Source organism: Actinoplanes sp. NPDC051513 (assembly GCF_044454685.1).
Lineage (GTDB): Bacteria > Actinomycetota > Actinomycetes > Mycobacteriales > Micromonosporaceae > Actinoplanes.
In genome coordinates this window covers 24,686-36,873 of sequence record NZ_JBITDW010000032.1, presented here as the reverse complement: position 1 = coordinate 36,873, position 12,188 = coordinate 24,686, and the positions used below count along the sequence as shown (strand labels likewise).

Below are 12,188 nucleotides of genomic sequence, written 5' to 3'. Positions count from 1 at the left end.
ATTGCCGGCGCGGTGGCTTTCACCGAATCTTAAGGTCGGCCATCGTACGTTTCCGATCGTGACTCAGGCGCTGCAGTTCATCGTGTCGATCCCGCCGTGGCTCACCTACCTCGTGATCGGGCTGCTCGCGTTCCGGGAGTCCGCGGCGTTCGTCGGCTCGTGCTGCCCGGCGAGTCCGCGCTGTTGCTCGGCGGTGTCCTGGCCGGCACGGGACACATCAGCCTGCCGCTGGTGGTGGTCGTGGCGATCGTCGCCGCGATCGGCGGCGACTCGGTGGGGTACGAGATCGGGCGGCACGGCGGCGGCGCCATCAAGTCGAGCCGGGCGGGCCGGTTCGTCGGCGAACAACGCTGGGCCAGAGCCGAGGCCTTCACCTGCAAGCACGGCAACTGGGCGGTGCTCGTCGGTCGCTGGGTGGGGTTGATGCGGGCGCTGGTCCCGTCCTGGCAGCACCTTCAGGGTGTGCTGGGCAACATCACGTACGTCCTAGGCCCGGTGACGGTGACCGGCGTCCTGGTCTCTTCGCCGCGGTCCGGCATGCGGCGAAGCTACGCACGCTCGGCCGCCGGTACGGTCGCCGGATCGTCGCCGCGACCGCGCTGAGCGTCCTGGTGGCGGCGAGCGCGGGCCAGATTCTGGTCTATCGATGAACCGGCGAGCTCAAGGGCTCTCCTGGCCCGGGCTGACCAACCCCGTCTCGTAGGCGAGCACGACCGCCTGGACGCGGTCGCGCAGGCCGAGTTCGGCCAGGATCCGGACGACGTGGGTCTTGATCGTCGCTTCGGACAGGTACAGCCGGCTCGCCAGCTCGGAGTTGCTGAGCCCGTGCGCGATCAGGCGCAGCACCTCCCGTTCGCGGGGGGTGAGCCCGGCCTGAGCGGCGCCGCCGACCTGTACGCCTTCACCGGCGACGCCGGCCGGGGCGGTTACCAGATGGTCTCCGGGCGGTGGTTCCACGGGCCGGGCGAGGCGGTGACGGTGCACAACTTCCTCACCGCCGCTGACGCCCGGATCGGTGACACGGTGGTCCTGACCGAGAACGGCCGGCCGGTCCCGGTGCGGATCGTCGGCGAGGTGTTCAACCCGCACACCGATCCCGAGGTGCTCGTGGACGCGTCCACAGTGCCGGCCCTGCCACCCGACATGTACCACATCACGCTGCGGCCCGGCGCCGATGCCACCGGCTAAATCAACCGGCTCGGCGGCGCGCTGCAGCCGTACGGCGTGGTGGTCGACCGGGACCAGGCGTCCAGCCACAGCGGCACCATCCTCGCGCTGGGCGCGCTCACCGGCCTGCTCACGCCGATGCTGGTGGCCGTGGCCGCCCTCGGTGTGCTCAACACGGTCGTGCTCGACACCCGCGACCGGGCGCACGACATCGGCGTCTACAAGGCGCTGGGCATGACGCCGCGCCAGACGGTGACCATGGTCGTCGCCTCGGTGCTGCTGACCGGCCTCGCCGGCCGGCTTCCTCCTGCATGCCGCGGTGATGCCGGCCATGAGGAACGCGATCGGGCTGACCCTGCCGATCCAGGCGCTGCACGTCTACCGGCCGGCCGTGCTCGCTCTGCTGGTCGTGGCCGGCCCGGTCATCGCCGTGCTCGGCGCGCTGATCCCGGCCGGCTGGGCGGCCCGCTCCGCCACCGCGACCGCACTACGCACGGAATGAGCCGGGCACGGCGCGCCCCGCGCGAGCGAGTACCGAGACTCGACGGTGATGGGGGCGGCCAACTGGGTCCACGCCCCGTCCTGGGCGAGGCAGGACGTCTTCAGCCCCCTCTCATCTCGGGCTGCGTAGCGTCCGAACGTATGCAACGTCGTGACGCCCTACGCGCGGTCACCGCCGTGGCCCTCGGCGCCGTCGCCGCCTGCGACGGCGCCGAGCAGTCTCCCCTTCGTACCGCCGACCCATCCACTCCGGCGGTCGCGCCCCGATCCACCGCCCCGGTCGCACCCACCCTCCCCGACGAGGTACGACACGGACCACGCGACCGGTCCCGGATCGCCCTGACCTTCCATGGGCAGGGCGATCCGCGGCTGGTCACCGGACTGCTCGACCAGCTGCGACACGGCGGCGCCCACGCCACGATCCTGGCTGTCGGCACCTGGCTGACCGCAAACCCCGCCCTCGGCCGACGGGTGCTGGCCGACGGTCACGAACTCGGCAACCACACCCAGCACCACGCCGACATCAAGACCATGAAACCCCAGCTTGCGTACGCCGAGATCAGCGCCTGCGCCGAAGCGGTCCGTTCCGTGACCGGTTCGATCGGCCGCTGGTTCCGTCCGTCCCAGACCCAGTACGCGACGCCGACGATCAAAAGCGCCGCCCGCCGGGCCGGCTACCCCACCTGCCTGTCGTACGACGTGGACCCGCGCGACTTCACCGACCCGGGCCCTTCCGCGATCGTCTCCGCCACACTCGCCGCCGCCCGGCCCGGATCGATCGTGAGCCTGCACTGCGGCCACCAGGGGACAGTCGCCGCGATCGCCCCGCTGCTGGCCGGACTCCGTACCCGTGGGCTGCACGCAGTCACCGCCTCGGAGCTGTTCGGATGAGAGGCCCGCCCGCCGACAGCCGCCGCGCGCGAGACGCCGGACGCCGGGCCTGCGCCCTGGTCGCGCTCGCGTTGCTCGCCGGGTGCGCGGCCGCTCCCGCGCCCGCCGTTCCCCAAGCGTCCGCACCCTCGCCTGCGCTGCCCGCGACGGCGGCCGGAGCGCTGCTGCCCGGGATGCCACCGCCGATCGACCCCGCAGACGTCTACGCCGCCGACCGCCCCGGCGACCTCGCGCCCGCCACGGCCCACGCGAAGCCCCTCGTCTACGTCCCGAACTTCGGCAGCGACACCCTCTCGGTGATCGACCCCCGCACCTACCGGGTGATCCGCACCGTCCCCGCCGGACACGGCCCGCAACACGTCGTCCCGTCCTGGGACCTGCGCACACTGTGGATCAACGACAACGCCGGCAACACCCTCATCCCGATCAACCCCGCTACCGGCACGCTTGGCAAACCGGTACCGGTGCAGGACCCGTACAACCTCTACTTCACCCCGGACGGCAAGTTCGCGATGGTGATGGCCGAGTCCCGCCGGGCCATCATCTTCAGCGACCCGCACACCATGGCCCCCCGGCACGTCCTCCCGGTCGGCTGCGACGGCATCAACCACGCCGACTTCTCGGCCGACGGCCGCTACTTCATCGCCACCTGCGAGTTCTCCGGCGAGCTCATCAAGGTCAACACCACCACCCAACGCGTCGCCGGCCGCCTGCACCTACCCGGCCACGCCATGCCCCAGGACATCAAGATCTCCCCCGACGGCCACACCTGGTACGTCGCCGACATGCAGACCAGCGGCCTCTGGCTCATCAACGGCGACCAACTGACCGCCCGTACCTTCATCCCCACCGGCGACGGCGCCCACGGCCTCTACCCCAGCCGCGACTCCCGCTACCTCTACATCGCCAACCGCGGCGAGGGCAGCGTCTCGGTCCTCGACTTCCACACCAACCACCTGGTAGCCACATGGCGCCTACCCGGCCACGCCAGCCCCGACATGGGCGGCGTCTCCGAAGACGGCCACGTGCTCTGGCTCTCCGGCCGCTACGACCGCGAGGTCTACGCCATCGACACCACCACCGGCCACCTCATCGCCCGTATCCCGGTCGGCGCCGAGCCGCACGGCCTCTGCGTCTGGCCCCAGCCCGGCCGCTACTCCCTCGGCCACACCGGCATCCTCCGCTGACCGGCGGCCTACCACCGGGACCGAGCCACCACCGCGGCTGTACGCCGTTCATCTGCGGTGATGGCCGCGATGGCGCGGCTGATGTCGTGGCAGGTGACGGCGGGGCCCTGTTCGACCAGCAGCAGATCCTCGTAGCCGTGCACGCCGACCTCGTGCCCGGCGTCCACGATCGCCCGTGCCACGTCGGGCAGTTCCTCGGCCATCCGGCCGAGAAGACGTGCGGTCACGTCCGCGTCTGCCTTCGCCACTCCCCGGCCGCGCCTGCAACATCTAGGAGGTGCTGAAGATTCGCTGAACCGGCGGTTTAGGGAACCGGCAGCGCACCGGGTTACCGTCCAGATATGAGCGATCCGCTCGTGAACGGCCTGGACATCCCTTCGAAGGTGCTGGTCGTCGAGGACGACCAAGGCGTCGGCTCCGGCCTGGCCGGCCTCCTCGCCGCCGACGGCCACGAAGTTCGCTGGGCACGTACGGCGGCGGACGCCCACCGGCTGATCGCCGATCGGGTGCCCAACCTGATCATCCTGGATCTAGGACTTCCCGACGCCGACGGTCTCGACCTGTGCGCGGCGATCCGCGCGCAGTACGCGGAGGTCGTGGTGGTGGTGGTGACTGCCCGCACCGACGAGACCGACGCGGTTCGTGCGCTCGACGGTGGCGCCGACGACTTCGTGACGAAGCCGTTCCGGCAGGTGGAGCTGCGGGCACGGCTACGCGCCCATCTGCGGCGTCGTGGCGGGACCGGCCCGCCGGAGCTGCGGGCCGGACCGGTCCGGCTGGATCAAGGGGCAAGGCGGGCCTGGGTCGGTGAACAGGAGATCGTCTTGCGGCCGAAGGAACACGAGCTGCTGGCCGTCCTGGTCGCCGCGGCGGGCGAAGCGGTACGCCGGGAGCACCTGATGGACGTCGTGTGGGACCAGCACTGGGCGGGCTCGACCAAGACGCTGGACGTGCACGTGGCCAGCGTCCGCCGCAAGCTGGCCGACGCCGGCGACCGGTGGGACCGGATCGCCACCCTGCGCGGCTACGGCTACCGCTTCGAGCCGGACTGAAGCAAGCTCTGCGGCGCAGGCGCTTCGGGCACGAGCAGGGCCACTCGCGGCTGGGGTGCGCGCCGCCGGATCAGCACCGACCCCCCGGCGCGCTCGATGACGCCGGTCGCAAGGTTCAACCCCGTTCCGAAGGGGGCATCGCCGGGGAACCCGTGGCCCTCATCCGCGACCTCGATAAGCACGCTGTCGCCATAGGGCTCAACCGTCACGGTGACGGTCCCGCTGCCGTGCCGCAAAGCGTTGTCGATCAGCACGTCAAGACTCTGCCTCAGTGCCGGCTCGCTGATCGCCACGGACCGATCGCTGTCGCTGCGCAGGACCACAAGCCTGCCGGCTGTACTCCACCGCCGGACCGCCGCCTGGGCGATCATGACCGGGTCCGCGGTGCCGTGCCCGGTCCGGCGCCGCAGCAGGACCAGATCCGCGATCGTGGTCTCGAGATCTCGCGCCCGGGCGATGGCGGTGGGCACGTCCGGTGTCGGCTGTTCCAAGGCGAGCAGAAAGCCGGCGAGCGGTGTCCGCAACTGATGAGAAGCATCCCGGACGAAATTGCGCTCGTGTTCGAGCAGCTCCTCGATCTGCCGGGCGCTGTCGCGCAGGGCCTCGCCGGCCGCGTCGGCCTCGGTGATTCCCCAGCGTGGCAGGTGCACGTCGTACTGGCCGTCGCCCAGGCTGCGGGCAGCTACGGTCAGATTCTCGAACGGCCGGGCGATCCGGATCGCCGATCGCCGCGCGAGCAGCACCGCCACGGCGATCACCGACAATGCCAGCGCGGCGAGGAGCCCCCAGATCCGGTAGCTCTGCGTTCTGAGCCGTGCCAGCGGAACGGCCGCCCGTACGCTGCCGGCGACCGTCGTGTCCGACAGCACCGGCACGACGACCGCAAGGTCCGCTCCGTCGTGACCGTCGTGTTCGTGTCCGTCAACTGCAGAGCCGGCCAGCGCCGACCGCATCGGACCGGCGCCGGCGACCCGCAGCCCTTGCGCGTCGTACACCGCGATCAGGAAGTCGTTGGTCCCGGGCGGCACCCGCACCGGAGTGCCGGCCTCGAGGATGTTGTCCGGCACCGCCGCTACGCCCCTGGTCGCGTCGCGCTGCAACCCGGCCACAGCTTGACTCGTGACCAGCCGATCCAGCACCACCGCCAGTGGCACCCCGAACAGCAACAGCGCCAGCGTCACGACCAGCACGATCGCGTTGTGAATCCGGGTCCGTGTGCTGCGGATTCGCGATCGCCTCATGCTTTGGACTTTAGGGCGGCCGAAGGCAAACTTGGCGTTTACCTTTCATTGCCCGGGCGCTGGCCGATCCCCGCCTAGCGTCGCCGGCATGAGACGACCAAATCCGTACATCGTGCTGGTCGTGCTGGTCGTGCTGGTGGGCGGGTGCAGCTCCGGCGGCCCCACCGCGGGCACGCCGACGGCCACGGCTCCCGCGGCGACCGCATCCGCGGCGACGGCCGGTACCGAACCGAGCGCCGAACCGAGCGCCGCTGCGCAGTCCGCTGTCGCGGCCGAGAGTAATCCGCCCGGCGACATCCCGGACAACATCGCGTTCGTCGCCTACTCGAACACCGCCGGGCGGTACCGGTTCACGCACCCTGAGGGCTGGGCCGAGAAGACTCACGGCTCCACCGTCACCTTCACCGACAAGCTCAACGGCGTGCAGGCCTCCACCGGCGCCGCCACCACCGCGCCGACTATCGCAACCGCCAAACAGCAGGATGTGCCCGTGCTGGCGCGCAGTCAGGCCGCGTTCGAGCTGCGCACCATCACCGACGCAACTGCGCCGGCCGGCCACGGCGTGCGTATCGTCTATCGCCGCAACTCGGCGCCCGACGCGGTCACCGGGCGGCAATACCGCGACGAGGTCGAGCGTTACGAACTGGTGTCCCACGGCCGGGAGGTCATCGTCGAGTTGTTCGGCCCGGTCGGCGCCGACAATGTCGACGCGTACCACACCATGATCACCAGCCTGAAGATCCTATGACGCCGCTGGAAGCCCGCGGGCTGCACCGCTTCTTCCGGCGCGGCGACACTGAGATCCCGGCTCTGAAGGACGTCTCCGTCGTCTGCGCGGCGGGCGAAACCCTGGCAGTCACCGGGCCGTCCGGCTCCGGCAAGTCGACGCTGCTGAGCCTGCTGGCCGGACTCGACGATCCGGACGGAGGCGCGGTGCATGTCGCCGGCCAGCGGCTGAGTCACCGCAGTCCGGCGGCCGCGGCCCGCATTCGTGCCCAACACATCGGCTTCCTCACCCAGAGCAGCGGCCTGTTCGGCCATCTGAGCGTACGGGAAAACATCCAGCTAGCGACCTCGCTCGGCCGGCCCGGCGGGCCGAGCCCGGCCGAGCTCATCGACGGGCTCGGGCTTGCGGCGGTGCGCGGAAGCCTGCCCCGCACATTGTCGGGAGGTGAGACCGCCCGGGCCGGCCTCGCGGTCGCGCTCGCCGGCTCCCCCACCGTACTGCTCGCCGACGAACCGACCGCGGAGGTGAGCCGCGACGAGGAGACCACCATCCTCGGCCTGATCGGCGCCTGGCGCCCCCGCGACGGCGCGGCCGTCATCGTCACGCACTCCCCGGCGGTCGCGGCGCACGCCGACCGCGTTCTCCACCTGGTCGACGGGAGGCTCACGTGATCCTGTCCGCCACTGACGTCTCGGTCAGCCTCGGCGGCCGCGTCGTCCTCGGCAAGATGTCCTTCGAGCTTGCGGCCGGCGAGCAATACGCGGTGACCGGCCGGTCCGGCTCCGGCAAGACCACCCTGCTCCTCGTGCTCGCCGGGCTGATCACCCCCTCGGCCGGATCCATGGACATGCGCCTGAAACCGGAGGAGGTCGTCTACGTGCCTCAGGCACCGTCGCTCGTCCTCGAGTTGACCGCCCTGCAGAACGCCGCCCTGGGCCTGCGGATCCGTGGCGTCGCTCCCGCCGACGCGAACGAGCAGGCCCGCATTCACCTGACCTCGCTCGGACTGGACGACGTCGACGACGCGCTGCCCGCCGAGCTCTCCGGCGGCATGCAGCAACGGGTCGCGCTCGCCCGCGCGCTGGCGGTCGGGCCGCGCCTGCTGCTGGTCGACGAGCCCACGGCGGCCCTGGACCAGGCCACCGGTGTCCAGACGATCAACACCCTTTCCGCGTACGCGTCGAGCACCGCGACCGCCCTCGTCGTCGCGACGCACGACCCGAACGTCGCCGCCCGCTTCCCGGCGCAGGTCGCGATCGCCTGGCAGCCCGACCAGGAGCTTGCCCGATGATCCTTCGATACGTGCTGCAATCAATGCGGCGGCGCCCGGCCGAGACGATCGCGGCCGCGGTGTCCGTAGCGCTCACCGTCGCGTTTCTGATCTTGCTCGGATCATTCACCGCCCAGACCGGAGCGCGGCTGACTCTGCGGGCCGCAGAGCGGTTACCGGTCGACTGGCAGGTCCAGGTCACGCCGGGCAGCGATCCCGCGGTCGCGGCCACGGCCCTGCGCGAGGTCCCGGGACTGCTCGGCTTCCGTGCCGTCGACTACGCCAAGGTGCCGGGCCTGAGCTCGGCCTCCTCCGACGCCGGGACCCACACGACGGGCGCGGCCTATGTCGTGTCCGTTCCCGATGACTATCGATCCTTCGCCCCCGGCGAGATCCGCCCGCTCGTCGGCGCCGCCGGTGGGGTGATCCTGCAGCAGCAAACCGCGTCCAACCTGGGCGCCGGCCCGGGCACGACCGTCACCGTCCTGGGCGCCCGGCGGACGGCGCAGATCGCCGGCGTGGCCGACCTGCCCAACGCCGATTCGTTCTTCCAGGTCGTCGGGGCACCGTCCGGATCCGGCGCCAGCGCGCCACCGGACAATGTCGTGCTGGTCAGTCCGGCCCAGTTCACCACGCTTACCGCCGGCGCGACCGTGGTGCACCAATTTCACGTCCGGCTCGATCGCGCGACGCTGCCCACCGATCCCGCGAAGGCCGCCGACGAAGTCACCCGCCGGGCCAACCATCTCGTCGCGGCGGTGGCCGGCGGCGCTTTGATCGGCGACAACCTCGGAACCTCCTTGTCGGCGGCGCGGGAGGACGCGACCTACGCCCGGCTGCTGGTTCTGCTGCTCGGCGTGCCCGGGTTGCTGCTGGCCGGTGTGGTCACCGCGCTGGTCGTCTCGCTGCGCAACGACCGGCAGCACCGTGACCTCACGCTGCTGCGGCTACGCGGGGTCAGCCCCCGGCGGGCGGCGATCCTGATCGGCGGCACCGCGCTGCTCGACGGGCTGCTCGGCGCGGCCATCGGGGCCGGCGCCGCCCTGCTCGCGCCCCGCTTCGGGGCGTACGGCAATCCGTCGGCGGGCTGGCTGGCCGCCGGTGCCCTGGCGGGCACGCTGCTGGCACTGGCCACCGAACTCGCACCGCTCGCCGGGACGCTGCGCGGATCCTCGCCGACGGTGCAGGCGGGCGTGAATCCGCTTCCGTCGACCCGACCGCCGCTCGCGCTTCGCCTCGGCCTCGACGGGCTGTTGCTGGCCGGCTCGGCGATCGTGTTCTGGCTGACCGCTCGCGGCGGCTACCAGGTAGTGGTCGTTCCCGAAGGCGTACCGGTGGCGTCGGTGAACTATGCCGCCCTGCTGGCCCCGGCACTGGCGTGGCCGGGACTGGCCCTGCTGATCTGGCGCGTGACAGTACTGACCCTGAACCGGCCCGCCCGCACACCGGCAGCCGACCGCAACGGCCGCATGCCCGACCTGCGCCACGACGTCGTCCGCCGCCGCCGGGTCCGGATAGCGCGCGGTGTCACCGGCCTCGCGATAGCCGTCGCCGTCACCGTCTCGGCCGCGGTGTTCACCCACACCTACGACCAGCAGGCGCGCCTCGACACGGCACTCACGGTCGGGTCCGACGTCGCCGTCACGCTCCCGCCGGACAACACCACCGGCCTGGATCCGGCAATCGCCGCCGTCCCCGGGGCCACGGCCGTGGAACAGGTCAGCCACCGGCTCGTCTACGTCGGGCCAGACCTGCAAGATCTGTACGGCATCGACGCGGCCACCGTCGGCCGCGCCGCTCCCCTGCAGGACGCGTTCACCCCCGGCAGCTCCATCAAGTCGACACTCGGCCGGCTCGCCGCCACGACCGACGGCGCCCTGCTCTCCCAGGAGACGCTGCACGACTACCAGCTGCACACCGGCGACCTGGTGCAGCTGCGCCTCAAGGACGCCGGTGGGGCCTACCGCACAGTCCGATTCCACGTCGTCGGCGTGATCACCGAGTTCGCCACCGCGCCGCGCGACAGCTTCGTCGTGGCCAACCGCTCGTACGTAGCCTCCGCAACCGGGCTCTCTGCGGTGCAGACCCTGCTGGTACGCACCGACCGGCCGGCCTCCGTGTCCGGGGCCATCCGCGCGCCGGCGGCGGCGCTGGTCAACGACATCACTGCTCCCCGGGTCGCCGTGCCCTCGGCCTCTGGCCTCGCCGCCGGCAGCCTGTCCGGACTTTCCCGTCTGGCCCTGGCCTTCGGGATTCTGCTGGCCGCGGCGAGCGCCGGCCTGGTGCTCGTGGTCGGCGCCGCCCAGCGGCGGCGCTCAACCACCGCGCTGGCGGTGCTGGGCGCCTCGACCCGGCAGCGAGCCGGCTTCCTGTGGACCGAGGCACGCGCGCTGACCATCGCCGGCGTGATCGGCGGACTCATTGCCGCGGCCGTGATCGCCGCCGAGCTGATCAAGGTGTTGAACGGGATCTTCGACCCGCCGCCGCAACATCCCGCGGTGCCGTGGACGTTCGTCGGCGCGGTCCTGCTCGCCGTGGGCACCAGCGCGGCGTTCGCGACGGCATTGGCCACCCGCTGGGCCGGACGAGTGGACCCCTCGCGCCTACGGGACCTGTGAGCGTCGGCCGCTCGCCTTCAGGTGCGTGCTCACGACCGCGCGCTCGTACCGGCGCTCGCCGTCATGACCGGCATGCCGTACCGCCGGTTCCTGCTCTTCAACGCCATCGGCGGAGGCGTGTGGGCGGCGGCCGTGGTGCTCGGCGGCCACTGCGCCGGAGCGTCCTGGCAGCAGCTGCAAGGGGTGCCGGGCCAAATCACGTACGTCGGCATCGGCGCGGCCGCCTTCGGCGTGCTGACCTTCGTCGTCGTCCGGCACGCCCAGCAGCTGGAAGCTCTCGCCCACCGCTACGCCCGTCAACTCGTGGCCAACGCCACGCTGATCGTCATGCTGGCCGGGGGCGTGGGTCAGGTCGCGGTCCACCGATGAACGCCGTCGGCCGCGAACGACCCTCCCCCGAACCTGCGGCGCGGTCGCTGCGGGCGGCGCCCCGTAGCGGGCGCTCAGGCCTCTGGCTGGTCGCCGTGCTGTACGCCGGCGCGGTCGGCTGGTCGCGAGTGTGGCTCGGCGTGCACTGGACAACTCCGGAAGCTAGGCGTTCCGGGCACGCGAATCGTGTTCAGGTGATAAAAGCAATATATGAGACATTCCTCCAGTCGCGACCATACGTCCGTCGGCGGCGGCTCTCTGTCCCGTCGTCGCGTCCTTGCATGGCCTCGACGAGCCGGGAGATGTTCTCGGTTGCCTTCGCGGTTTCTTGCGCCAGGTCCTTGACTTCCTGGCGACCACGGCGAAATCCTTGCCGGCATCCCCCGCCCGGGCCGCCTCGATCGTGGCGTTCATGGCCAGCAGGTTCGTCTGCTCGGCGATCGCAGTGATCATCTTGACGACCGTGCCGATCTGCGCGGACGACGCGTCCAGCTTGCTCATGGTCTGGGCAGTGTTCCTGGCCAGAGCGACGGCTTCGGCGGCACCCGGGCAGGCTGTCCAACGGTTCGGCGTAGGCGGCGTCGCTGTTGTCGAGGGCTCCGGCGATCACACGAAGCGCCGCGGCGATGTCGCCAACCTCTGCCGCGGGCACCACGTGGGTGTCGCGGACCTCACGCCACAGAGTCAATCCGGTGCGCACGTTAGCCAACAGACCGCTGCGAGTGGCGTCCAGACTCCCGCTGTCCGTTTCAGAAGCGGTCACAGCGCGGCCACCGTTTGGCCCGTGTCGTGAATCGCGCTCAGCATTTGCGCCTGCCCGCTCGGGGCGCTGACGGCCAGATCACGCAGGTCGCGGCGAGCATCGCCGATACCGTCTCGCACCGTGCCAAGATCCGCCAACGGCACGGCGGTGTGGTTGTACAGAGCGTGGGCGGCTGTCCGCCGAACGCAGCGTCGTAACCCCGACCACAGCACAACTACGGTTCCGAGCACCGCAAGCACTACCGGAGCGAGCATCTTGGTACGCGGTCACCTATCGTCGACCCACCGGCCCAACCCCTTGCGACGCCGGCATTGCCACGTCCTCAAACGGCCATCACTGCGCCTTTTCGGCGAGCGCACTCCCGCCCCGTTGTCCGCTCCATCGGCGGTAAAAGGCCCCACC

Annotated in this window: 14 protein-coding genes and 3 pseudogenes; 12 read left to right on the top strand and 5 right to left on the bottom strand. The window is 71.2% G+C overall.

The features are described from left to right. Positions 1 to 159: 159 nt before the first annotated feature. Positions 160 to 603, top strand: coding sequence for a DedA family protein (locus ACIA5D_RS46290; RefSeq protein WP_396037068.1), 444 nt, complete (start codon positions 160 to 162; stop codon positions 601 to 603). A gap of 57 nt (positions 604 to 660) precedes the next feature. On the opposite strand, the pseudogene ACIA5D_RS46285 reads toward ACIA5D_RS46290, so the two are convergent. Continuing rightward, positions 661 to 873: pseudogene (locus ACIA5D_RS46285) on the bottom strand (response regulator transcription factor); the annotation flags it as partial. On the opposite strand from ACIA5D_RS46285, the gene ACIA5D_RS46280 reads away from it, so the two are divergent. The 5 genes and pseudogenes from ACIA5D_RS46280 to ACIA5D_RS46260 all read left to right on the top strand — a co-directional run bounded on the left by ACIA5D_RS46280 (position 826) and on the right by ACIA5D_RS46260 (position 3,746). Further along, positions 826 to 1,188 carry a hypothetical protein gene (locus tag ACIA5D_RS46280; RefSeq protein ID WP_396037139.1) on the top strand — a complete coding sequence of 121 codons (363 nt, stop codon included), beginning with the start codon at positions 826 to 828 and terminating at the stop codon, positions 1,186 to 1,188. The pseudogene ACIA5D_RS46285 and the gene ACIA5D_RS46280 sit on opposite strands and share 48 nt — an antisense overlap. Positions 1,189 to 1,305: 117 nt before the next feature. Continuing rightward, positions 1,306 to 1,404: pseudogene (locus tag ACIA5D_RS46275) on the top strand (ABC transporter permease); the annotation flags it as partial. A 94-nt stretch (positions 1,405 to 1,498) separates the two neighbouring features. Beyond that, positions 1,499 to 1,669: a hypothetical protein gene (locus ACIA5D_RS46270; protein WP_396037138.1), complete on the top strand. Its 171-nt coding sequence runs from the start codon at positions 1,499 to 1,501 to the stop codon at positions 1,667 to 1,669. 140 nt (positions 1,670 to 1,809) lie between these two features. Continuing rightward, the gene (locus tag ACIA5D_RS46265; RefSeq protein WP_396037135.1) at positions 1,810 to 2,559 is read left to right on the top strand and encodes a polysaccharide deacetylase family protein; all 750 of its coding nucleotides are present in this window, start codon (positions 1,810 to 1,812) and stop codon (positions 2,557 to 2,559) included. Beyond that, on the top strand, positions 2,556 to 3,746 hold the full coding sequence (locus ACIA5D_RS46260; RefSeq protein WP_396037067.1) for a hypothetical protein: 1,191 nt from the start codon (positions 2,556 to 2,558) through the stop codon (positions 3,744 to 3,746). Before ACIA5D_RS46265 ends, ACIA5D_RS46260 begins: the two co-directional genes overlap by 4 nt. 8 nt (positions 3,747 to 3,754) lie before the next feature. Here ACIA5D_RS46260 and ACIA5D_RS46255 read toward each other — a convergent pair whose 3' ends face one another. Then, positions 3,755 to 3,973 (bottom strand): polysaccharide deacetylase family protein, encoded by a 219-nt coding sequence (locus ACIA5D_RS46255; protein WP_396037066.1) that lies wholly within the window; start codon positions 3,971 to 3,973, stop codon positions 3,755 to 3,757. A gap of 114 nt (positions 3,974 to 4,087) precedes the next feature. Here ACIA5D_RS46255 and ACIA5D_RS46250 point away from each other — a divergent pair, with 114 nt between their 5' ends. After that, complete coding sequence (locus ACIA5D_RS46250) at positions 4,088 to 4,798, top strand: response regulator transcription factor (RefSeq protein ID WP_396037065.1); 711 nt, start codon at positions 4,088 to 4,090, stop codon at positions 4,796 to 4,798. On the opposite strand, the gene ACIA5D_RS46245 is transcribed toward ACIA5D_RS46250, so the two are convergent. After that, positions 4,777 to 6,039, bottom strand: coding sequence for an ATP-binding protein (locus ACIA5D_RS46245; protein ID WP_396037064.1), 1,263 nt, complete (start codon positions 6,037 to 6,039; stop codon positions 4,777 to 4,779). The two genes, ACIA5D_RS46250 and ACIA5D_RS46245, sit on opposite strands and share 22 nt — an antisense overlap. 121 nt (positions 6,040 to 6,160) lie before the next feature. Here ACIA5D_RS46245 and ACIA5D_RS46240 point away from each other — a divergent pair, with 121 nt between their 5' ends. From ACIA5D_RS46240 to ACIA5D_RS46220, 5 genes are read left to right on the top strand one after another with little or no spacing between them, the layout of a single operon-like run. Beyond that, entirely contained in the window at positions 6,161 to 6,787 is a 627-nt protein-coding gene (locus ACIA5D_RS46240) for a hypothetical protein (RefSeq protein WP_396037063.1), read from the top strand. Continuing rightward, positions 6,784 to 7,437, top strand: a complete 654-nt coding sequence (locus ACIA5D_RS46235) for an ABC transporter ATP-binding protein (RefSeq protein ID WP_396037062.1) — start codon at positions 6,784 to 6,786, stop codon at positions 7,435 to 7,437. The genes ACIA5D_RS46240 and ACIA5D_RS46235 overlap by 4 nt, the downstream gene beginning before the upstream one ends. Continuing rightward, positions 7,434 to 8,057 (top strand): ABC transporter ATP-binding protein, encoded by a 624-nt coding sequence (locus tag ACIA5D_RS46230; protein WP_396037061.1) that lies wholly within the window; start codon positions 7,434 to 7,436, stop codon positions 8,055 to 8,057. Before ACIA5D_RS46235 ends, ACIA5D_RS46230 begins: the two co-directional genes overlap by 4 nt. Further along, the gene (locus tag ACIA5D_RS46225) at positions 8,054 to 10,654 is read left to right on the top strand and encodes an ABC transporter permease (protein ID WP_396037060.1); all 2,601 of its coding nucleotides are present in this window, start codon (positions 8,054 to 8,056) and stop codon (positions 10,652 to 10,654) included. The genes ACIA5D_RS46230 and ACIA5D_RS46225 overlap by 4 nt, the downstream gene beginning before the upstream one ends. Before the next feature lie 21 nt (positions 10,655 to 10,675). Then, positions 10,676 to 11,023, top strand: a complete 348-nt coding sequence (locus tag ACIA5D_RS46220; protein WP_396037059.1) for a DedA family protein — start codon at positions 10,676 to 10,678, stop codon at positions 11,021 to 11,023. Between the two features lie 262 nt (positions 11,024 to 11,285). Here the strand turns inward: ACIA5D_RS46220 and ACIA5D_RS46215 are convergent. Together ACIA5D_RS46215 and ACIA5D_RS46210 are read right to left on the bottom strand one after the other, a co-directional pair. Then, a pseudogene (locus ACIA5D_RS46215) lies at positions 11,286 to 11,566 on the bottom strand (methyl-accepting chemotaxis protein); the annotation flags it as partial. Positions 11,567 to 11,782: 216 nt separating this feature from the next. Further along, positions 11,783 to 11,905, bottom strand: a complete 123-nt coding sequence (locus tag ACIA5D_RS46210; RefSeq protein WP_396037058.1) for a hypothetical protein — start codon at positions 11,903 to 11,905, stop codon at positions 11,783 to 11,785. Positions 11,906 to 12,188: the final 283 nt, after the last annotated feature.

Coding starts and splice junctions, on each gene's coding strand:
- ACIA5D_RS46265 (WP_396037135.1), top strand. CDS start 1,810: ATGCAACGTCGTGACGCCCTACGCGCGGTCACCGCCGTGGCCCTCGGC.
- ACIA5D_RS46235 (WP_396037062.1), top strand. CDS start 6,784: ATGACGCCGCTGGAAGCCCGCGGGCTGCACCGCTTCTTCCGGCGCGGC.
- ACIA5D_RS46250 (WP_396037065.1), top strand. CDS start 4,088: ATGAGCGATCCGCTCGTGAACGGCCTGGACATCCCTTCGAAGGTGCTG.
- ACIA5D_RS46260 (WP_396037067.1), top strand. CDS start 2,556: ATGAGAGGCCCGCCCGCCGACAGCCGCCGCGCGCGAGACGCCGGACGC.
- ACIA5D_RS46270 (WP_396037138.1), top strand. CDS start 1,499: ATGAGGAACGCGATCGGGCTGACCCTGCCGATCCAGGCGCTGCACGTC.
- ACIA5D_RS46245 (WP_396037064.1), bottom strand. CDS start 6,039: ATGAGGCGATCGCGAATCCGCAGCACACGGACCCGGATTCACAACGCG.
- ACIA5D_RS46225 (WP_396037060.1), top strand. CDS start 8,054: ATGATCCTTCGATACGTGCTGCAATCAATGCGGCGGCGCCCGGCCGAG.